This is a genomic window from Microbacterium sp. NPDC056052 (assembly GCF_042266785.1).
Taxonomy (GTDB): Bacteria; Actinomycetota; Actinomycetes; order Actinomycetales; family Microbacteriaceae; genus Microbacterium.
In genome coordinates, this window is record NZ_JBHJWV010000001.1 from 128,276 (window position 1) to 147,620 (window position 19,345).

Below are 19,345 nucleotides of genomic sequence, written 5' to 3' on the forward strand. Positions count from 1 at the left end.
CCTCGCCTTCGGGCGAGTGGCGGCCCGTTCCGCGTCCGCGGGCGGATCCTCGCTCGGGCGACACCCCGCCGGAGGGACGGCGCGGACGTGTGAGGATGGAGGACATGGATCCGATCGCTCCCCGTCCCGGCATCGCGCGACGGCGGATCCGTCTCCGGTGAGCTTCCCCGGTCACACTCCCGGTTCGCGTGCGTACCGGCGGCTCATCCTCGGGCTGTTCTTCGCCGGAATCGCCACGTTCGCGCAGCTGTACGCCCCGCAGGCCGTGCTGCCGCTGCTGGCGCGCGATCTCGCCGTCGACCCGGCGACCGCCGCCCTGAGCGTCTCCGCGGCCACGCTGGGGCTCGCCGCATCGGTGATCGGCTGGTCCGTCGTCGCCGATCGGATCGGGCGCGTGCCGGCGATGGCGGTCGGGGTGATCGCGGCCACGGCGCTGGGCCTGCTCGCTCCTTTCGCCGGCGACATCGGCATGCTTCTTGCACTGCGGTGCGCCGAGGGGATCGCGCTGGGCGCGGTGCCCGCCGTCGCACTCGCCTACCTGGCAGAGGAGATCGGGCCCCGTCATGCGGCCGCCGCGGCCGGCAGCTACATCGCGGGAACCACGGTCGGAGGGCTGGCGGGCCGGATCGTCTCCGGCCTCGTCGCCGAGGTCGCGGGCTGGCAGGCGGGCGTATGGACGGCGACCGCACTCTGCGCCGTCGCGGCGGCGCTCTTCCTCTGGCTCGCGCCGAGATCGCAGGGCTTCGTGCCGCTGCGGCTGCGCGCCGAACGCGGTGACGGCGTGCTGACGCGACTCCTGCGGCTGCTGCATTCGCCCCGCCAGCTCGCGCTGTACGCGCAGGCCTTCCTGCTGATGGGTGCCTTCGTGGCGGTGTACAACTACCTCGGCTTCCATCTCGCCGCACCGCCGTTCGCGCTGCCCGCGTGGCTCGTGACCCTGCTGTTCCTCGCGTATCTCGCGGGCACGGCGTCGTCGCCCTGGGCGGGCGTGCTCGCGTCGCGGGCGGGAAGATATCCCGTGCTGCTGGGGTCGGTCGCGGTGATGGCCTGCGGCGCCGCGCTCATGCTCGCACCGCTCACGATCATCGTGCTGGTCGGCCTGCTGCTCTTCACCGCGGGATTCTTCGGCGCGCACGCCGTCGCGTCGGGCTGGACACCGGTCGCCGCCCCCGCCGAGAGCCGCGCGCAGGCGTCCTCGCTGTACTACTTCGCCTATTACGCGGGCTCGAGCCTGTTCGGGTGGGCGCTCGGCATCGCTTTCGGCGCCTGGGGCTGGGCCTGGTTCGCGGGGATCGTGATCGGCATGTGCGTGCTGGCGGCTCTCGCCGCGGCGGTCGCGCTGCGCACCCCGGATCCGCTGCGGTCCTGACCGAAGCGGATCCGGTCCGGAGGTCCCCTCGGGGCTCGAAGAGGGAGTCCCGTGCGAGACTGGCAGCATGCCCCTCATCGCGCTCACCGGCGGCATCGCGTCGGGCAAGTCCACGATCGCGGCCCGGCTCGCCGAGCACGGCGCCGTCGTCATCGATGCGGATCGGATCGTCCGTGACGTGCAGGCGCCGGGATCGCCCGTGCTCGCGCGCCTCGCGACCGAGTTCGGCGCGGAGATGATCCAGCCCGACGGCGCCCTCGATCGCGCTCGGCTCGGGGCGCGGGTCTTCGGCGACGCGGAGGCGCTCGGCCGGCTCAACGCCATCGTGCACCCCGCGGTCAAAGCGGAGTCGCAGCGCAGGTTCGCTGCGGCACTGGCCGCGGACCCGTCCGCGGTCGTCGTCTACGACGTCCCGCTCCTGGTCGAGGCGCGGGTCGACGACCCCTGGGATCTGACCGTCGTCGCCGATGCGCCCGCCGCGGTGCGCGAGGAGCGGCTCGTGCACGACAGGGGCCTCGAACGCGCCGAGGCGCGGAAGCGGATCGCCTCGCAGGCGCCGGACGAGCGGCGGCGGGAGATCGCAGACGTGCTCATCGACACCGCAGGGTCGCTCGACGACACCCTTCGCCAGACCGACGCGCTGTGGGCGCGGCTGCGGGCAGGGGTGACGGCGTGACGGACTTCCTGGCCGCATACGACGCGCAGCTGCGCGGAGCGGCGGAGCTGGCGGGCGCCGAGGGAGTGCGCCGGATCGGTCCTGCGTTCGTCGGGGTGTTCCCCGGCGGCACCGGCTTCGCCAGCTACGTCGATCTCGCCGGGCTGGGGGAGCGGCGCATCCGGTCGCTGGTCCGAGAGGTGCACGCGCACTTCGAGGCGCTGCCGGATGTCGGCTCTGCGGAGTGGAAGACGCGCGGGCACGACGTCGCCCCCGGTCTCGAGGACGCGCTGCGCGACGCGGGGTTCGTCCCCGAGGAGGCGGAGTCGGTGATGCTCGGGGAGGCGGCGGCCCTCGCGGCCGATGTGCCGATCCCGGAGGGAGTGGCGCTGCGCGAGGTCCGCGACGAGGTCGACATCGTGGCGATGGAGCGGATGCAGGCGGACGTGTTCGGCCACGGCGACGGCGACGCGAGAGCGCAGCGCACGATCGCCCGCGTCGCCGCCGGCGACGACGTCGTGCTGTGGATCGCGGAGGCGGAGGGGCACGTGATCAGCGCGGGCCGCCTCGAGCCCGTCGCCGGCACCGAGTTCGCGGGCGTATGGGGCGGCGCGACCGTCCCGGAATGGCGTGGACGCGGCGTGTACCGTGCTCTGACGGCGAAGCGGGCGCAGGCCGCGCTGGGCAGGGGGCTGCGGTATCTGCACTCCGATTCCACGGAGTTCTCCCGTCCGATCCTGGAGCGCTCCGGAATGCGCAAGGTCACGACCACGACCCCGTACGTCTGGACGCGCGGGGGCTGAGGCTACTCGGCGACCGGGCGCGCCCGGCGGCGCCGGGAGCGCCGCCGCACCGCGACCACGATCGTGACGAGCAGGCCGATCAGCAGGACCGCCGCGACGAGAGGCACGATGATCGCGGCCGCGCTCAGGACGAACGCGGCGATGTCCTCCGCCGTGCTGAGCACCGGGGCGGCGACGCCGGCGGTGGCCGCGTTGGCGGCGACTCTCCCCGTGGCCTTGGCCGCGTGCACGGCGAGCGCGATGACGATCCCGGCGACGACAGGGATCCAGGTGTGTTCGGAGAAGAACGAGCCGGGGTCGTCGACCGCGACGGTCTGCGCGCTCGCACCGGCGCCGAAGGCGATTCCGCCCGCCGCCGGGCGGATGATGCTGTGCACGATGTCGTTCAGGGAGTCCAGCGCGGGGATCTTGTCCGCCACGATCTCCAGCACCAGCAGCGCGCCGATGATCCAGAGCGCGATGTCACTGCCGAGCCATGACCAGCCCGAGGGGAGCACGACCGCGGGCAGGAGCTTCGACGCCAGGCCGAGGAGGAACAGCGGGATCCACGCGTTCAGGCCCGCCGCCGCGGCGAGGCTGGAGCCGATCACGAATTCGAGCACGGGACCACTGTAGGGGAGCTTCGGCGATATGCCGCATATTGCCCTCTGAACTGGGCGAAACATCTGTCGGCGCTGGGGGAGACCGGCCGATCGGACAGTTTGTTCGTACGGTTTGCAATATTCATCAGAATGATATATCTTCACTCGTGGGGCAGCGCCGGGAAGCGCTGTGGGGACACGGGGAAAAGCTCTGGGGAACTTCTGGGTGCTGGACGCGTGACGTCTCCGTCGTGCGCGTCGACCCTGAGACGTGCGCGATCTCGGTTTCCGAGCCATGGGCTCAACCGATATCTGGAGTGCAACAACATGACCGACATCAAGAGCGGCCTGTCGCGCCGTACCGTGATCAAGGGTGCAGCGTGGTCGGTGCCCGTCATCGCCGCCGCTGTCGCCGCACCGGTGGCCGCAGCGAGCACGAAAACCGATCCGAAGAGCGTCGGATCGCTCGTCGAGTCCTCGCCGAACGTGAAGGACAGCGTGCTGTCGGCGTCCTCGTCGCGGGTCGAGGCCTGTTTCCCGAGCGACACGTTCTCCACGCCTTTCAACCTGATCGCCACGGTCACCTTCGACAACAGCGACCCCGCGTTCTCCCTCGCCGGGGCCACCGTCACGTCGGCGGGGAGCGTCTGGACCGTTGCCGGCCGCACCGCGACGTCGGTCACGCTGGCGGCGACGCAGACGGTGACCTGCTTCGTCGGGATCACCGGCTTCGACCTGGCGTACAACGCCGGTTCTGCCGTGCCCCCGTTGAACTCGCTGACCCTGGACATCTCGGGAGTGAGCACGGACGGCACCCGCAAGGTCGACGGTCTCATCTCGTCCCTCGATGGCGGCCGGGTGGTCGGACCGAAGGTGCACGACGCCTGATCCGCTGCCGCATCCGAGGGGCCTCCGACGCCAACGTCGGTGGCCCCTCGTAGTGTTAAGGGATGCAACCCACACGTTCGGTCCGGCCGTTCGAAGTCGTCTCGGAGTACGTCCCCGCCGGTGATCAGCCGCAGGCCATCGCCGAGCTCGCGACGCGCATCAACGCGGGGGAGACCGACGTGGTGCTGCTCGGCGCGACCGGAACCGGCAAGTCCGCGACGACGGCGTGGCTCATCGAGCAGGTGCAGCGCCCCACTCTCGTGCTTGCGCACAACAAGACGCTCGCGGCGCAGCTCGCGAACGAGTTCCGCGATCTCATGCCGAACAACGCGGTCGAGTACTTCGTGTCGTACTACGACTACTACCAGCCGGAGGCCTACGTCCCGCAGACGGACACCTTCATCGAGAAGGATTCCTCGGTCAACGCCGAGGTCGAGCGGCTGCGCCACTCCACGACGAACTCGCTGCTCAGCCGTCGCGACGTGGTGGTCGTCTCCACGGTCTCCTGCATCTACGGCCTCGGCGCCCCCGAGGAATATCTGCGTGCGATGGTCGCCCTGCAGGTGGGGGAGCGCTACGACCGTGACGCGCTGATCCGGCAGTTCATCGCCATGCAGTACAACCGCAACGACGTGGACTTCTCCCGCGGCAACTTCCGCGTGCGCGGCGACACGATCGAGATCATCCCGGTCTACGAGGAGCACGCGATCCGCATCGAGCTGTTCGGCGATGAGATCGAGGCGCTGTACTCGCTCCATCCGCTCACGGGCGAGGTGATCGCCAAGCTCGATTCCGTGCCGATCTTCCCGGCTTCTCACTACGTGGCGGGCACCGATGTCGTGCAGAGGGCGATCGGGCAGATCGAGGACGAGCTCACCGAGCGCCTCGCCGAACTCGAGCGGCAGGGCAAGCTGCTCGAGGCGCAGCGGCTGCGCATGCGCACCAGCTTCGACCTGGAGATGCTGCAGCAGCTCGGCTTCTGCTCCGGTATCGAGAACTACTCGCGGCACATGGACGGGCGCGAGGCGGGCGAGCCGCCGCACACGCTGCTGGACTTCTTCCCCGACGACTTCCTCCTCGTGATCGACGAGTCGCACGTGACGGTGCCGCAGATCGGCGCGATGTACGAGGGAGACGCGTCGCGCAAGCGCACGCTGGTCGATCACGGGTTCCGGCTGCCGAGCGCTCTCGACAACCGCCCGCTGCGCTGGGACGAGTTCAAGAACAGGATCGGTCAGACCGTCTACCTCTCCGCGACGCCCGGCAAATACGAGATGGGGATCGCGGACGGCATCGTCGAGCAGATCATCCGCCCCACCGGTCTCCTGGATCCGCAGATCGTCGTGAAGCCCTCCAAGGGGCAGATCGACGATCTGCTCGAGGAGATCCGTCTCCGTGTCGAGCGCGACGAGCGCGTGCTCGTCACCACGCTCACGAAGAAGATGGCGGAGGAGCTCACGGACTTCCTCGGCGAGCACGGCGTCCGGGTGCGCTATCTGCACTCGGACGTGGACACGCTGCGCCGCGTCGAACTCCTCACCGAGCTGCGGGCCGGCGTCTACGACGTGCTCGTCGGCATCAACCTGCTCCGTGAGGGACTCGACCTGCCCGAGGTGTCCCTCGTCGCGATCCTCGATGCCGACAAGGAGGGTTTCCTCCGCAGCGGCACCTCCCTCATCCAGACCATCGGTCGCGCGGCGCGCAACGTCTCGGGCGAGGTGCACATGTACGCCGACAACATGACGGACTCGATGCGCAACGCGATCGACGAGACCGAGCGGCGGCGCGAGAAGCAGATCGCGTACAACACCGCCAACGGCATCGATCCGCAGCCGCTCCGCAAGCGCATCGCCGACATCACCGACGTGCTCGCCCGTGAGGGTGCGGACACGGCCGAGATGCTCGCGAAGCGCACCCGGTCCGGGCGAGGCAAGTCGCCCACGCCTAACCTGCGCCGCGAGGGCATCGCCGCGGAGGGCGCCGAACAGCTCGAGGACACGATCGCCGATCTGTCCGCACAGATGCTCGCGGCGGCCGGGGAGCTCAAGTTCGAGCTCGCCGCCCGCCTCCGCGACGAAGTGCAGGACCTGAAGAAGGAGCTGCGCGCGATGGAGCGGGCCGGGCACGCCTGACGCGTGTCGGCGCGGAACGACGGGCGGAGGAGACGACATGGTGGATGCGGCGGTTGTCGAGCTGGCCGACCGGATCCGCGCCCTGCTGGGCGGCGCGGGCGAGATCGAGGAGCGTGCGATGTTCGGAAGTCGCGCGTTCCTCAGCCGCGGCCGGATCCTGGTCGGCGCGCGCAAGGGCGGGGTGCTGCTGGTGCGCGTCGAGGCGGAGCGCGCCGCGGCGCTGCTGACCGAGTGCGGGGTGTCCCGTGCGGTCATGGGGGCGCGCACGATGAGCGACAACTGGCTCGACGTGTCTCCCGATGCGATCGTCGACGATTCCGCGCTCATGCAGTGGATCGACGTCGCGCGGGAGGACGCCGCCGCGACCTGACGCCGGGCGGCGCCGATCGCGGGCGCACCGCGGGGCGAACTCCGGCCCGGGTGGGGCGCGAGACGGTCAGGGGCAGTGCATGAGCGGCTTCGGGCCGCTGCGATCGATCTCGTGGGCCGTCATCGGTTCGCCGCACAGCGGGCACGCGCGCTGCGCCCTCTCCGCCGCGGACGGGGGCGGCGTCGCCTCGTAGGGGCCGACGGAGGCAGGGCCGGCGAAACGGATCAGGTTCGTGTTGATCCATGCGTACAGTCCGCCCGCCTCACGGATGCGCTGCCGGAGCGGCGGGCGCTCCGCGGGAGTGTTCGTCATGATGCTTAGTGTACTAATGATTAGGGCAGTTGATAACATCGCGAGGTGACCGACTCCACCCCCGACGACCTGCTCCGCCTGGAGAACCAGCTGTGCTTCGCGCTCGTGACGGCCGCGCGCAACGTGGTCGGCGTCTACCGCCCGATCCTCGAACCGCTCGGTCTCACGCATCCCCAGTACCTGGCGATGCTGGCGCTGTGGGAGCGGTCGCCGCGGTCGCTCGGCGACCTCGCGACCGCCTTGGCGATGGATCCGGCGACGGCCTCGCCGCTCGTGAAGCGGCTCGAGTCCGACGGGCTGATCGAGCGGCACCGCAGCGCCGCCGACGAACGAAGGCTCGACATCGCCCTCACCGTGAAGGGAGCGGCGCTGCGAGCCCGGGCGCTGGACGTGCCGCGGCAGGTGATGGCGAGGCTCGGGATGACGGTGCCCGAGGTCGAGTCGGTGCGCGATGGGCTGACCCGATTCGCCGGCGCCGTCGAGCTCTGAGGACGTCGGCGAGGGTGCTCCTCCACCGGACGACGCCGCCGTCGAGCGCGGTACGAGGTCCCTGAGGACGCTCCCGGATCCAATGTCGGTGGCCGCTCCTAGACTTGTCGGGTGCCGATCGTACCCGTAACCAGCCCCGGAAGACTCAGCGTCCGAGGCGCTCGTGTCCACAATCTCCGCAACGTCGACCTCGAGATCCCGCGCGACTCCCTGGTCGTGTTCACCGGCCTCTCCGGGTCCGGGAAGTCGAGCCTCGCCTTCGACACGATCTTCGCCGAGGGGCAGCGCCGCTACGTCGAATCGCTCAGCGCGTACGCCCGGCAGTTCCTCGGTCAGGTCGACCGTCCCGACGTCGACTTCATCGAGGGGCTGAGCCCCGCTGTGTCGATCGATCAGAAGTCGACCAACCGCAACCCGCGGTCGACGGTCGGCACGATCACCGAGATCTACGACTACATGCGCCTGCTCTGGGCGCGCATCGGGATTCCGCACTGCCCGCAGTGCGGTGAGCGGATCCAGCGTCAGACCGTGCAGCAGATCGCCGATCAGCTCATGGAGCTGCCAGAACGCACCCGGTACCAGATCGTCGCACCGGTCGTGAGCCAGAAGAAGGGCGAGTTCGTCGACCTGTTCCGCGAGCTCGGGGCCAAGGGCTATGCGCGAGCGATCGTGGACGGCGAGCTCGTGCAGCTCGCCGAGCCTCCCGTGCTGAAGAAGAGTTACAAGCACGACATCGGCGTGGTCGTGGACCGCCTCGTCGCCGCCCCGGACATCCTGGGCCGGGTCACCGACTCCGTGGAGACGGCGCTGGGCCTTGCCGGCGGCGTCATCCAGGTGAACTTCGTGGACGGGGAGGGGGACGACGCCTGGCAGTCGTTCTCCGAGAAGCTGGCCTGCCCCAACGGGCACGCGATCACGCTCACCGAGATCGAGCCTCGCACGTTCTCCTTCAACGCGCCGTTCGGCGCGTGCCCCGCCTGCTCGGGACTCGGCACCCGGATGTCGGTCGACTCCGACCTCATGCTCGGCGACGAGTCGCTGTCGATCCGCGAGGGTGCGATCATCCCCTGGACGACCCAGGGCAAGGGCCTGTTCCAGTACTACGAGCGCCTGCTCGAGGGGCTCGCCGTCGACCTCGACTTCTCACTCGACACCCCTTGGCAGGATCTGCACTCCGATGTGAAGGAGGCGGTGCTGCACGGCGAGAACTACAAGGTCACGGTGAAGTGGAAGAACCGGTACGGCCGCGAGATGCGGTACTCGTCGGGTTTCGAAGGCGTGGTGCCGTACATCGAGCGCCAGTACCAGCAGGCGGAGAGCGACACCCAGCGCAGCCGCTGGGGCGAATACCTGCGCGAAGTTCCCTGCCCGGTCTGCGACGGCGACCGGCTCAAGCCCGAGGTGCTCGCCGTGCAGGTGCACGGACACTCGATCGCCGAGGTCTCGCACAAGAGCCTCGCCGAGGCGCAGGAGTTCATGCAGCGCCTCGAGCTGACCCCGCGCGAGGCGAAGATCGCGGCGCAGGTGCTGCGTGAGATCCGCCTCAGGCTCGACTTCCTGCTGCAGGTCGGCCTGTCCTACCTGAACCTGAGTCGCTCCGCCGGATCCCTCTCCGGCGGGGAGGCGCAGCGCATCCGTCTCGCGACGCAGATCGGATCCGGACTCACCGGCGTGCTCTACGTGCTCGACGAGCCGTCGATCGGCCTGCACCAGCGCGACAACCGGCGGCTCATCGAGACGCTGCTGACGCTCCGCGACCTCGGCAACACGCTCATCGTGGTCGAGCACGATGAGGAGACGATCGAAGCGGCGGACTGGGTGGTCGACATCGGCCCCGGCGCCGGCGTGAACGGCGGCCTGGTGGTGCACTCCGGTCCCTACGAGGCGCTGCTGCGCGAGAAGGGCTCGATGACCAGCGACTATCTCGCGGGTCGCCGAGAGATCGTCACGCCGAAGAAGCGCCGCCGGATCGACCGCAAGCGCATGCTCAGCGTGGTCGGGGCGAAGGAGAACAACCTCCGCAACGTCACGGCGGACTTCCCGCTCGGGGTGCTCACCGCGGTCACCGGCGTCAGCGGATCGGGGAAGTCGTCCCTCGTGAACGACATCCTCTACCGCGTGCTCGCATCGCGGCTGAACGGGGCGCGCACGGTTCCCGGCAAGCACGTCAGAGTCACCGGACTCGACAACCTGGACAAGGTGGTGCACGTCGACCAGGCGCCGATCGGTCGCACCCCGCGGTCGAACCCGGCGACCTACACGGGCGTGTTCGACCGTATCCGCACGCTCTTCAGCGAGACGCCCGAGGCGAAGGTGCGCGGCTACCAGCCGGGCCGGTTCAGCTTCAACGTCAAGGGCGGGCGCTGCGAGGCGTGCTCCGGCGACGGCACGATCAAGATCGAGATGAACTTCCTGCCCGACGTCTACGTCGACTGCGAGGTCTGCCACGGCAAGCGGTACAACCGCGACACCCTGGCCGTGCACTACAAGGGCAAGAACATCGCCGAGGTGCTCGAGATGCCCATCGAGGAGGCCGCGGAGTTCTTCGAGCCGATCCAGGCGATCCACCGCTACATGAAGACGCTCGTCGACGTGGGCCTCGGGTATGTGCGGCTGGGCCAGTCGGCGACGACGCTCTCCGGCGGCGAGGCGCAGCGCGTCAAGCTCGCCACCGAGCTCCAGCGCCGCAGCAACGGCCGCTCGATCTACGTGCTCGACGAGCCGACGACGGGTCTGCACTTCGAAGACGTGCGCAAGCTCCTCGAGGTGCTGAACGGGCTCGTGGACAAGGGCAACACGGTGATCGTGATCGAGCACAACCTCGACGTCATCAAGTCGGCCGACTGGGTCATCGACCTCGGCCCCGAAGGCGGATCCGGCGGCGGGCAGATCATCGCCACCGGCACGCCGGAACAGGTCGCGCGCAACGCCGACAGCCACACGGGCGCGTTCCTCGCGGAGGTCCTCGACGGCGCCATCGCCGCGGGCCGCCCCGGAGCGCGGCGGGTGCTCGAGCGCAAGGCGGGTTGATGGCAGAACAGCTCCCGTACAAGCCGAGACCGGGCGAGATCCCGACCGACCCCGGCGTGTACCGGTTCCGCGACGCACAGGGGCGGGTGCTCTACGTCGGCAAGGCGAAGAACCTCCGGCAGCGGCTGTCGAACTACTTCGCCCCGCTGCGCACGCTGCACGAGCGCACCCGGCGGATGGTCACGACGGCTGCGTCCGTGGAGTGGACCGTCGTGCCCACGGACGTCGATTCGCTGCAGCTCGAGTACATGTGGATCAAGGAGTTCGATCCGCCGTTCAACGTGCGCTACAAGGATGACAAGTCCTACCCGTTCATGGCGATCACGCTCGCCGATGAGGCGCCGCGGGTGATCGTCACCCGCAACCGGCGGATCCCCGGGGCCAAGTACTTCGGGCCGTATCCCAAGGTGTGGGCGGTGCACGACACCATCGACCTGATGATCAAGGTGTTCCCGATCCGCACCTGCAGCGACGCCAGCTACCGCAAGGCGATGCAGACCGGGCGTCCGTGCTTCCCCGGCCAGATCGGGAAGTGCGGCGGACCGTGCTCCATGACCGTGTCGATCGCCGAGCACCGCGCCATGGTCGACGACTTCATCGCGTTCATGGAGGGCGGGGACGAGCGGTTCACCCGCGATCTGACCCGGCGCATGCACGAGGCGTCGGCGGCGATGGACTACGAGAGCGCGGCGAAGTACCGCGACCAGCTTGCGTCGATCGACGCGGTGCTCGGCCGAAGCGCCCTGGTGCTCCCGCAGGACGAGGACGCGGATCTGTTCGGCATCGCGGAGGACGAGCTGTCCGCAGCGATCCAGCATTTCGTGATCCGCGGAGGACGCGTGCGCGGCGTGAGGGCGTCAACGCTCGACAAGGAGATCGACATCTCGGGCGCCGAGCTCGTGGACCAGATCCTGCAGCGCACGTACGGCGAGGCGAGCGGGGAGCAGGTGCCCCGGCGGGTGCTGGTGCCGGCGCTGCCGGACGACGCCGCGGAGCTCGAGGAGTGGCTGCGCGCACGACGCGGCAAGAGGGTCGAGATCGCGGTCGCCCAGCGCGGTCAGCGCGCAGAGCTCATGCGCAACGCCACGCTGAATGCGCAGCAGGCGCTGATCCGCCACAAGACCCGCCGCTCCAGCGACTACTCGACGCGCACGCAGGCGCTCACCGATCTTCAGGACGCGCTCGGCCTCGACGACGCGCCGCTGCGGATCGAGTGCTTCGACATCTCGCATCTCGGGGGTACGAACGTGGTGGCCTCGATGGTCGTGTTCGAGGACGGCCTGCCGCGCAAGGACCAGTACCGGTCGTTCAACATCGCCGAGACCACCGACGACACCGACTCCATGTACCAGGTGCTGCGTCGCCGCCTCGCCCACATCGACGCGCCGGAGGAGGTCGAGGCGACGGCGGTGATCGCCGATGCCGGCGACGCTCTCGGAGACGCGGAGGAGCTGGTCGTCACCGAGCGCCGCAAGCCGCGCTTCGCGTACCCGCCGCAGCTGCTCATCGTCGACGGAGGCAAGCCGCAGGTCGAGGCGGCGGCACGCGCACTGCGCGATGCCGGCCGCACCGAGATCGGCCTGTGCGGCATCGCCAAGCGGCTGGAGGAGCTGTGGCTGCCGGGGGAGGAGTACCCCGTCATCCTGCCGCGCACGAGTGAGGCGCTCTACCTCGTCCAGCGCCTGCGCGACGAGGCGCATCGCTTCGCGATCACCCATCAGCGCAAGCGCCGCAAACGCGACATCGCCTCGATCCTCGGTGAGGTGCCCGGCCTCGGCGCGGCACGGATCAAGGCGCTGCTGCGGCACTTCGGATCCGTCGCCGCCCTGCGACGTGCGGGCTCCACGGAGATCCAGGAGGTGCAGGGGATCGGACCGGCCCTCGCAGAGGCGATCCGCGCCCACCTTGCGGGATCCTCGCCGGCGCCCGAGACCAGGGACGACGTCGAATCCGTGCTCGTCGGCGCCGGATCCGATTCCGATGCCTCGGAGACCCCGCCTACTGGCTAGGCTGGACGCGAGCGAGGAGGAGAGCAGATGAGCGCCGACCAGGGTGAGTTCCTGATCGTCACCGGGATGTCGGGCGCGGGGCGCTCGACCGTCGCGAACGCTCTCGAGGACCTGGGCTGGTACGTGGTGGACAACCTGCCGCCGCAGATGCTCCGCCCGCTGCTCGATCTCGCCAACCTCGGCGGCGCGGCCCTGCCCAAGGTGGCCGCCGTGGTGGACGTGCGCGGGCGCGATCTCTTCGACGGCTTCCCCGGCGTGGCGCGTGCGCTCCGCGAGCACGGATCCGTGCAGGTGGTGTTCCTCGACGCCGTCGACGACGTGCTCGTGCGGCGCTTCGAGTCCGTCCGGCGCCCGCACCCGCTGCAGGGCGACGGCACCCTGCTCGACGGCATCCGCACCGAGCGGACCAGGGTCGCGCCTCTGCGCGAGGCCGCCGACATCATCATCGACACGTCGAACCTGAACGTGCACCAGCTGGCCACCAAGGTCAACGAGGTCTTCGCGGAGGAGGGCGCCGCGCGCCACAAGCTCACGGTCATGAGCTTCGGCTTCAAGTACGGTCTGCCCTCGGATGCGGACCTCGTGGCCGATATGCGCTTCCTGCCCAACCCGTTCTGGATCGACGAGCTGCGCGGCTCCACGGGGCTCGACTCCGAGGTCCGCGACTACGTCCTCACCCGAGACGGCGCGCAGGAGTTCCTGGACGCCTACACGGCCGCACTGCGCCCGGTGCTGGAGGGCTACCAGCGCGAGAACAAGAGCCACTCGATGGTCGCCATCGGCTGCACGGGCGGAAAGCATCGCTCGGTCGCGATGGTCGAAGAGCTCGCGGCGCGTCTGGGACAGATCCCGGGCATCGCAGTGACCGTACGACACCGCGATCTCGGGCGAGAGTGAGGCGGGCCGGGCCGGTGGTGAGCGCCTCGGCCGGGTAAGCTGATCCCTTGTGCCGAGATCCGGCGCCGCCCGTGAGAAGGAGACCCGTGGCACTCACCACCGACGTCAAGGCCGAGCTCGTCAGCATCCGGAACGCACCTCCCTCGGTGCGCGTCGCGGAGGTGACGGCGGTGCTGAGGTTCGCCGGGGGGCTGCACCAGATCGCCAACCGCATCGCGGTCGAGGCCGAGGTGGATGCGGAGCTGCTGGCGCGTCGCGTCGCGCGGGACCTCGCCGAGCTGTTCGGGGTCCGTCCCGAGATCGCCCCCATCCAGGGTGCGTCCAGCCACGACGGCGCCAAGTTCGCGGTGCGCGTGATCGCGGCCGGTGAGACCCTCGCCCGCCAGACCGGTCTGCTCGACCAGCGCCGCCGCCCCGTGCGCGGCCTGCCGAACCGTCTCACGACCGGATCCAGGGAAGAGCTCGCCGGCCTGTGGCGTGGCGCCTTCCTCGCCGCCGGTTCGCTCAGCGAACCCGGCCGCTCCGCCGTGCTCGAGGTGGCCTGCCCGTCGTCCGAGGCCGCCATGGCCCTCGTCGGGGCCGCGCACCGGATCGGCATCGCCGCGAAGGCGCGCGAGGTCCGCGGCATGCCGCGCGTCGTGGTCCGCGAGCCCGAAGGCATCCGTGCCGTGCTCGCCCTGATGGGCGCGTCCAAGACCGCCGCCGCGTGGGAGGAGATGCGCCAGCGTCGCGAGGTGCGCGCGGGCGTCAACCGTCTCGTGAACTTCGACGACGCCAACCTGCGCCGCTCCGCGCAGGCCGCGGTCGCCGCCTGCGCGCGCGTCGAGCGCGCGCTGGAGATCCTCGGCGAGGACGTGCCGGAGCACCTGCGCACGGCGGGTGCCCTGCGCCTCGCGCACCGTGACGCGAGCCTCGACGAACTCGGCCACCACGCCGACCCGCCCCTCACGAAGGACGCCGTCGCGGGCCGCATCCGCCGCCTTCTCGCGATGGCCGACAAGCGCGCGCAGACCGAGGGGATCCCCGGCACCGAGGCCGCAGTGCCCGCCGGTCTCGACGTCTGAGACGCCGTATCGAGGGCCTGCGTTCCGGTCTGTGGAAACACGCCCGGACGCAGGCCCTCGATGCCGTCACATCCGGAAGGTTCCGGACAATCCGCGCGTTGCCGTCATTAGGATGAAAGACGTCCGCCCCGTGCGCACCACCGCGTTCCGGGGGACCGGCAAGCGCCGCGAGCGCGGCGCGGATTGGATGAAATCGACATGGCGATCTACACGCTGCCCGACCTTCCGTACGATTTCGCGGCCCTCGAGCCGCACATCAGCGGCAAGATCATGGAGCTGCACCATGACAAGCACCACGCTGCCTACGTCGCCGGAGCGAACGCGGCGCTGGAGCAGCTGGCGGAGGCCCGTGAGAGCGGCAGCTTCGCCAACGTGAACCGGCTCGAGAAGGACCTCGCTTTCCACCTCGGCGGCCACGTCAACCACTCGATCTTCTGGACCAACCTGTCGCCGAACGGCGGCGGTCAGCCCGAGGGCGAGCTGAAGGCGGCCATCGAGGAGTTCTTCGGCTCGTTCGAGAAGTTCCAGGCGCACTTCACCGCCGCGGCCATGGGCATCCAGGGCTCCGGGTGGGCGGTGCTGAGCTGGGACCCGATCGGGGCCCGCCTGATCATCCAGCAGCTGTTCGACCAGCAGGGCAACACCGCGCAGGGCACGGTGCCGCTGTTCCAGCTGGACATGTGGGAGCACGCCTTCTACCTGGACTACCTCAACGTCAAGGCGGATTACGTCAAGGCGGCGTGGAACATCGCGAACTGGGAGAACGTCGCCCAGCGCTTCGCCGCCGCGCGTGAGAAGACCAACGGACTGCTGGTACTGTCGTAAAAGATGGGCGTCCTGATGGGCGAAAATCCCATCAGGACGCCGTTGTCCGTGTAATCCGCAAGAATCACGCCCTTCCTTGAGTAAGAACCAGGAGACTTTCGTGTCTGTCAAGATCGGTATCAACGGCTTCGGCCGAATCGGACGCAACTACTTCCGCGCAGCCCTCGAGCAGGGTGCCGACCTCGAGATCGTCGCGGTCAACGACCTCACCGACAACAAGACCCTCGCGCACCTGCTGAAGTACGACTCCGTCGGCGGCGTGCTCAAGGCGGACGTGAGCTACGACGACGAGAGCATCACCGTCGACGGCCACCACATCAAGGCGTTCGCCGAGCGCGACCCCGCGAACCTGCCGTGGGGCGAGCTGGGCGTGGACATCGTCATCGAGTCGACCGGGTTCTTCACCAAGGCCGAGCTCGCGAAGAAGCACATCGAGGCCGGCGCCAAGAAGGTGCTGATCTCCGCTCCCGCGACCGGCGACGACGCGACGATCGTCATGGGCGTCAACGAGGAGACCTACAACCCGGAGACGGACCACATCATCTCCAACGCCTCCTGCACGACGAACTGCCTCGCACCGCTGGCCAAGGTGTTCAACGACGAGTTCGGCATCGTCCGCGGCTTCATGATGACCGCGCACGCGTACACGGCCGACCAGAACCTGCAGGACGGCCCGCACGGCGACCTGCGCCGCGCCCGCGCCGCCGCGATCAACATCGTCCCGGCCTCGACCGGTGCCGCCAAGGCCATCGGCCTCGTGCTGCCGGAGCTCAACGGCAAGCTCAGCGGATCCTCCTACCGCGTGCCCGTCCCCACCGGCTCGATCGTCGACCTGACGCTCATCACGGACCGCGAGGACCTGACGGCCGACGAGGTCAACGCGGCGTACGCGAAGGCCGCCGCCGAGGGTCGCCTCAACGGCTACCTGCAGTACAACGAGGACCAGATCGTCTCGAGCGACATCCAGGGCAACCCCTTCTCGTCGATCTTCGACTCGACCCTCACCAACGTCTCCGGCAACCTGGTGAAGGTCTCCAGCTGGTACGACAACGAGTGGGGCTACTCGAACCGTCTGGTCGACCTCACCGAGTACGTGGCCGAGCGGCTCTAAGCTCATATCCATGACTCTGCGCACCCTCGAATCCCTGAAGGAATCGGTCGGTTCGCTCGACGGAACACGCGTCATCGTCCGTTGTGACCTCAATGTCCCCCTGCGGGACGCGGTCATCACGGACGATGGCCGTGTTCGGGCGTCGGTGCCGACCCTCAAAGCCCTCATCGACCAGGGGGCCCGCGTGATCGTGTGCTCCCACCTCGGTCGTCCTGACGGCGCCCCCGACCCGCGGTACAGCCTGGCGCCCGTCGCGGAGCGCCTGGGCGAGCTGCTCGGCCAGGCGGTCGCGTTCGCGGCCGACACCGTTGGCGCCTCGGCGCAGGACGCCGTCGCGGCCTTGCAGCCGGGTGGTGTGGTGGTGCTGGAGAACCTCCGCTTCAACCCGGGGGAGACCTCGAAGGACGACGCAGAGCGCCGCGCCTTCGCGGAGCAGCTCGCTGCCCTCGGCGACGCGCTCGTCTCGGACGGCTTCGGCGTCGTGCACCGCAAGCAGGCCAGCGTCTACGACCTCGCGCAGATCCTGCCGTCCGCGGCCGGCCTGCTCATCGAGGCCGAGCTGACCGTGCTCGACCGCCTCACCGAGAACCCCGAGCGGCCCTACACGGTCGTGCTCGGTGGATCCAAGGTCTCCGACAAGCTCGGCGTGATCTCGCACCTGCTGCCGCGGGTCGATCGTCTGCTCGTCGGCGGCGGCATGCTGTTCACGTTCCTCGCAGCCCAGGGCCACGCGGTCGCCGCCAGCCTGCTGGAGAAGGATCAGCTCGACACCGTGCGGGGTTACATCGCAGAGGCGGCCGAGCGCGGCGTGGAGCTCGTGCTCCCCACCGATGTGGTCGTCGCGGCATCGTTCTCCGCCGATGCGGCGCACGAGGTCGCCGCGGCCGACGCGATCGAGGCGACGTCCTTCGGGGCCTCGGGCATCGGGCTCGACATCGGGCCCGACAGTGCCGCACGCTTCGCGGAGGCGATCCGCGGATCCAAGACCGTGTTCTGGAACGGGCCCATGGGCGTGTTCGAGTTCCCCGCGTTCGCCGCGGGCACCAAGGCCGTCGCGCAGGCGCTGACCGAGACCGACGGCCTCAGCGTCGTGGGTGGCGGCGACTCCGCCGCAGCCGTGCGCCAGCTCGGTTTCGCGGACGACCAGTTCGGTCACATCTCGACAGGCGGGGGCGCGAGCCTCGAGTTCCTCGAAGGCAAGAAACTTCCCGGACTGGAGGTCCTCGGATGGCAGTGAACACCCGTATCCCGCTGATCGCGGGCAACTGGAAGATGAACCTCGACCACTTGCAGGCGGTCGCGTTCGTGCAGAAGCTGCACTGGACGCTCAAGGACGCGAAGCACGAGGACGGAACGGTCGAGGTGGCGGTGTTCCCGCCGTTCACCGATCTGCGCAGCGTGCAGACGCTGATCGACGCGGACAAGATCCCGTTCGCCTTCGGCGCGCAGGACCTGTCGCAGCATGACTCGGGCGCGTACACCGGCGAGATCTCCGGCGCGTTCCTGGCCAAGCTCGACGCGAGCTACGTCATCATCGGCCACTCGGAGCGGCGCGAGTACCACGCCGAGAGCGACGAGATCGTGGCAGCCAAGACCAAGGCTGCCCTCACGCACGGCCTGGTGCCGGTCATCTGCGTCGGCGAGACGGCGGAGGACCTGGAGAAGTTCGGCGCGAGCGCCGTTCCCGCCGGTCAGCTCGAGACGGCACTGCAGGGTCTCGACGCGAAGGCGGACATCGTCGTCGCGTACGAGCCGGTCTGGGCCATCGGCTCGGGCCAGGCTGCGACCCCGCAGCAGGCGCAGGACGTCTGTGCGGTCCTGCGCGGCGTGATCGCCAAGGTCCTCGGCGACGAGGCGGCGGCGCGCACCCGGATCCTCTACGGCGGATCGGTGAAGTCGGCGAACATCGCCGGCTTCATGCGCGAGCCCGACGTGGACGGCGCGCTGGTCGGCGGGGCGAGCCTGGTCGTCGACGAGTTCGCCGCGATCGTGCGCTATCAGAAGCACGTCGGAGTGTGACACGCGTCCCCGCCCGAAGGGGCGGGGACGTCTCGACGTATAATTGACCGTTACCCGGGATCCCGCACGCCCGTGCGGGCCCGAGCGAAAGGCCGATCCGTGGATATTCTCCAGTTCATCCTGCAGGTGCTGCTGGGCATCACCAGCGTCCTGCTGACCCTTCTGATCCTGCTCCACAAGGGGCGCGGCGGAGGCCTCTCCGACATGTTCGGCGGTGGCATGTCCTCCGCCGTCGGGTCCAGCGGTCTCGCCGAGCGGAACCTCAACCGGTTCACGGTCGTGCTCGCGCTGGTCTGGTTCGTCGCGGTCGTGGGCCTCGGCCTGATCACGAAGTTCGAGGCGATCTGATGGCGACCGGCGGCAACGCGATCCGAGGAACGAGGGTCGGATCCGGCCCGATGGGCGAGCAGGACCACGGCTACCACGCCGACCGCATCGCGATCTCGTACTGGGACGGACTCGGCAACGAGACCGTGCGGTACTTCGCGGCGGGCCTTCCTGAGGAGGAGATCCCGGACATCATCGACCACCCGCACTCCGGCCTGCCGGCCGGGCGCGACAAGGAGAACCCGCCGGAGATCGCGAAGGCGGAGCCCTACAAGACTCACCTCGCGTACGTGAAGGAGCGCCGCACCGACGAGGAGGCCGAGCAGCTGCTCGGCGACGCCCTCGCACAGCTGCGCGAGCGTCGCGGCCAGGCCTGACGCCTCCCGCCACGACCGACGACGAGAGCCCCCGCTTCGGCGGGGGCTCTCGTCGTATCCGGGGTCGTGATGAACGATGCAGGAGCG

Annotated in this window: 19 protein-coding genes; 17 read left to right on the plus strand and 2 right to left on the minus strand. The window is 69.5% G+C overall.

All coding sequences use genetic code 11. The features are described 5' to 3' along the window. The first annotated feature begins 157 nt into the window (after positions 1 to 157). The 3 genes from ACFC1J_RS00640 to ACFC1J_RS00650 all read left to right on the plus strand — a co-directional run bounded on the left by ACFC1J_RS00640 (position 158) and on the right by ACFC1J_RS00650 (position 2,827). The gene (locus tag ACFC1J_RS00640; protein WP_375901578.1) at positions 158 to 1,369 is read left to right on the plus strand and encodes an MFS transporter; all 1,212 of its coding nucleotides are present in this window, start codon (positions 158 to 160) and stop codon (positions 1,367 to 1,369) included. Between the two features lie 67 nt (positions 1,370 to 1,436). After that, positions 1,437 to 2,045: a dephospho-CoA kinase gene (coaE, locus tag ACFC1J_RS00645; protein WP_375901580.1), complete on the plus strand. Its 609-nt coding sequence runs from the start codon at positions 1,437 to 1,439 to the stop codon at positions 2,043 to 2,045. Beyond that, positions 2,042 to 2,827, plus strand: a complete 786-nt coding sequence (locus tag ACFC1J_RS00650) for a GNAT family N-acetyltransferase (RefSeq protein WP_375901581.1) — start codon at positions 2,042 to 2,044, stop codon at positions 2,825 to 2,827. Before coaE ends, ACFC1J_RS00650 begins: the two co-directional genes overlap by 4 nt. A gap of 2 nt (positions 2,828 to 2,829) precedes the next feature. On the opposite strand, the gene ACFC1J_RS00655 is transcribed toward ACFC1J_RS00650, so the two are convergent. Beyond that, on the minus strand, positions 2,830 to 3,429 hold the full coding sequence (locus ACFC1J_RS00655) for a DUF4126 domain-containing protein (RefSeq protein WP_375901583.1): 600 nt from the start codon (positions 3,427 to 3,429) through the stop codon (positions 2,830 to 2,832). 306 nt (positions 3,430 to 3,735) lie between these two features. On the opposite strand from ACFC1J_RS00655, the gene ACFC1J_RS00660 reads away from it, so the two are divergent. The 3 genes from ACFC1J_RS00660 to ACFC1J_RS00670 all read left to right on the plus strand — a co-directional run bounded on the left by ACFC1J_RS00660 (position 3,736) and on the right by ACFC1J_RS00670 (position 6,798). After that, the gene (locus ACFC1J_RS00660; protein WP_375901585.1) at positions 3,736 to 4,296 is read left to right on the plus strand and encodes a hypothetical protein; all 561 of its coding nucleotides are present in this window, start codon (positions 3,736 to 3,738) and stop codon (positions 4,294 to 4,296) included. A gap of 62 nt (positions 4,297 to 4,358) precedes the next feature. Continuing rightward, complete coding sequence (uvrB, locus tag ACFC1J_RS00665) at positions 4,359 to 6,428, plus strand: excinuclease ABC subunit UvrB (protein ID WP_375901586.1); 2,070 nt, start codon at positions 4,359 to 4,361, stop codon at positions 6,426 to 6,428. A gap of 37 nt (positions 6,429 to 6,465) precedes the next feature. Next, on the plus strand, positions 6,466 to 6,798 hold the full coding sequence (locus ACFC1J_RS00670; protein ID WP_375901588.1) for a TfoX/Sxy family protein: 333 nt from the start codon (positions 6,466 to 6,468) through the stop codon (positions 6,796 to 6,798). Between the two features lie 66 nt (positions 6,799 to 6,864). Here ACFC1J_RS00670 and ACFC1J_RS00675 read toward each other — a convergent pair whose 3' ends face one another. Beyond that, positions 6,865 to 7,110 carry a hypothetical protein gene (locus tag ACFC1J_RS00675; RefSeq protein ID WP_045272513.1) on the minus strand — a complete coding sequence of 82 codons (246 nt, stop codon included), beginning with the start codon at positions 7,108 to 7,110 and terminating at the stop codon, positions 6,865 to 6,867. Between the two features lie 45 nt (positions 7,111 to 7,155). Between ACFC1J_RS00675 and ACFC1J_RS00680 the strand changes: the two genes are divergently transcribed. From ACFC1J_RS00680 to ACFC1J_RS00730, 11 genes are all read left to right on the plus strand, one after another. Further along, entirely contained in the window at positions 7,156 to 7,599 is a 444-nt protein-coding gene (locus ACFC1J_RS00680) for a MarR family winged helix-turn-helix transcriptional regulator (protein ID WP_375901590.1), read from the plus strand. A gap of 111 nt (positions 7,600 to 7,710) precedes the next feature. Continuing rightward, positions 7,711 to 10,629 carry an excinuclease ABC subunit UvrA gene (gene uvrA, locus ACFC1J_RS00685; protein ID WP_375901592.1) on the plus strand — a complete coding sequence of 973 codons (2,919 nt, stop codon included), beginning with the start codon at positions 7,711 to 7,713 and terminating at the stop codon, positions 10,627 to 10,629. Continuing rightward, the gene (gene uvrC / locus ACFC1J_RS00690; RefSeq protein WP_375901593.1) at positions 10,629 to 12,638 is read left to right on the plus strand and encodes an excinuclease ABC subunit UvrC; all 2,010 of its coding nucleotides are present in this window, start codon (positions 10,629 to 10,631) and stop codon (positions 12,636 to 12,638) included. Before uvrA ends, uvrC begins: the two co-directional genes overlap by 1 nt. A 27-nt stretch (positions 12,639 to 12,665) precedes the next feature. Beyond that, positions 12,666 to 13,535 (plus strand): RNase adapter RapZ, encoded by an 870-nt coding sequence (gene rapZ, locus ACFC1J_RS00695; protein ID WP_292715649.1) that lies wholly within the window; start codon positions 12,666 to 12,668, stop codon positions 13,533 to 13,535. A gap of 86 nt (positions 13,536 to 13,621) precedes the next feature. Next, on the plus strand, positions 13,622 to 14,599 hold the full coding sequence (gene whiA / locus ACFC1J_RS00700; protein ID WP_375901595.1) for a DNA-binding protein WhiA: 978 nt from the start codon (positions 13,622 to 13,624) through the stop codon (positions 14,597 to 14,599). A 198-nt stretch (positions 14,600 to 14,797) separates the two neighbouring features. Then, a complete protein-coding gene (locus ACFC1J_RS00705; protein WP_375901596.1) occupies positions 14,798 to 15,424 on the plus strand; it encodes a superoxide dismutase in 627 nt (208 codons plus the stop codon). Positions 15,425 to 15,524: 100 nt separating this feature from the next. Beyond that, entirely contained in the window at positions 15,525 to 16,535 is a 1,011-nt protein-coding gene (gene gap / locus ACFC1J_RS00710; protein WP_045272523.1) for a type I glyceraldehyde-3-phosphate dehydrogenase, read from the plus strand. 10 nt (positions 16,536 to 16,545) lie between these two features. Continuing rightward, the gene (locus tag ACFC1J_RS00715; RefSeq protein ID WP_375901598.1) at positions 16,546 to 17,772 is read left to right on the plus strand and encodes a phosphoglycerate kinase; all 1,227 of its coding nucleotides are present in this window, start codon (positions 16,546 to 16,548) and stop codon (positions 17,770 to 17,772) included. Continuing rightward, on the plus strand, positions 17,763 to 18,554 hold the full coding sequence (gene tpiA, locus ACFC1J_RS00720) for a triose-phosphate isomerase (RefSeq protein WP_375901600.1): 792 nt from the start codon (positions 17,763 to 17,765) through the stop codon (positions 18,552 to 18,554). Before ACFC1J_RS00715 ends, tpiA begins: the two co-directional genes overlap by 10 nt. Before the next feature lie 99 nt (positions 18,555 to 18,653). Continuing rightward, positions 18,654 to 18,902 carry a preprotein translocase subunit SecG gene (secG, locus tag ACFC1J_RS00725; RefSeq protein ID WP_251441808.1) on the plus strand — a complete coding sequence of 83 codons (249 nt, stop codon included), beginning with the start codon at positions 18,654 to 18,656 and terminating at the stop codon, positions 18,900 to 18,902. After that, the gene (locus tag ACFC1J_RS00730) at positions 18,902 to 19,258 is read left to right on the plus strand and encodes an RNA polymerase-binding protein RbpA (protein WP_292715667.1); all 357 of its coding nucleotides are present in this window, start codon (positions 18,902 to 18,904) and stop codon (positions 19,256 to 19,258) included. Before secG ends, ACFC1J_RS00730 begins: the two co-directional genes overlap by 1 nt. Positions 19,259 to 19,345 lie beyond the last annotated feature (87 nt).

Coding starts and splice junctions, on each gene's coding strand:
- coaE (WP_375901580.1), top strand. CDS start 1,437: ATGCCCCTCATCGCGCTCACCGGCGGCATCGCGTCGGGCAAGTCCACG.
- ACFC1J_RS00660 (WP_375901585.1), top strand. CDS start 3,736: ATGACCGACATCAAGAGCGGCCTGTCGCGCCGTACCGTGATCAAGGGT.
- uvrB (WP_375901586.1), top strand. CDS start 4,359: ATGCAACCCACACGTTCGGTCCGGCCGTTCGAAGTCGTCTCGGAGTAC.
- ACFC1J_RS00670 (WP_375901588.1), top strand. CDS start 6,466: ATGGTGGATGCGGCGGTTGTCGAGCTGGCCGACCGGATCCGCGCCCTG.
- ACFC1J_RS00675 (WP_045272513.1), bottom strand. CDS start 7,110: ATGACGAACACTCCCGCGGAGCGCCCGCCGCTCCGGCAGCGCATCCGT.
- uvrC (WP_375901593.1), top strand. CDS start 10,629: ATGGCAGAACAGCTCCCGTACAAGCCGAGACCGGGCGAGATCCCGACC.
- rapZ (WP_292715649.1), top strand. CDS start 12,666: ATGAGCGCCGACCAGGGTGAGTTCCTGATCGTCACCGGGATGTCGGGC.
- ACFC1J_RS00705 (WP_375901596.1), top strand. CDS start 14,798: ATGGCGATCTACACGCTGCCCGACCTTCCGTACGATTTCGCGGCCCTC.
- ACFC1J_RS00715 (WP_375901598.1), top strand. CDS start 16,546: ATGACTCTGCGCACCCTCGAATCCCTGAAGGAATCGGTCGGTTCGCTC.
- tpiA (WP_375901600.1), top strand. CDS start 17,763: ATGGCAGTGAACACCCGTATCCCGCTGATCGCGGGCAACTGGAAGATG.
- ACFC1J_RS00730 (WP_292715667.1), top strand. CDS start 18,902: ATGGCGACCGGCGGCAACGCGATCCGAGGAACGAGGGTCGGATCCGGC.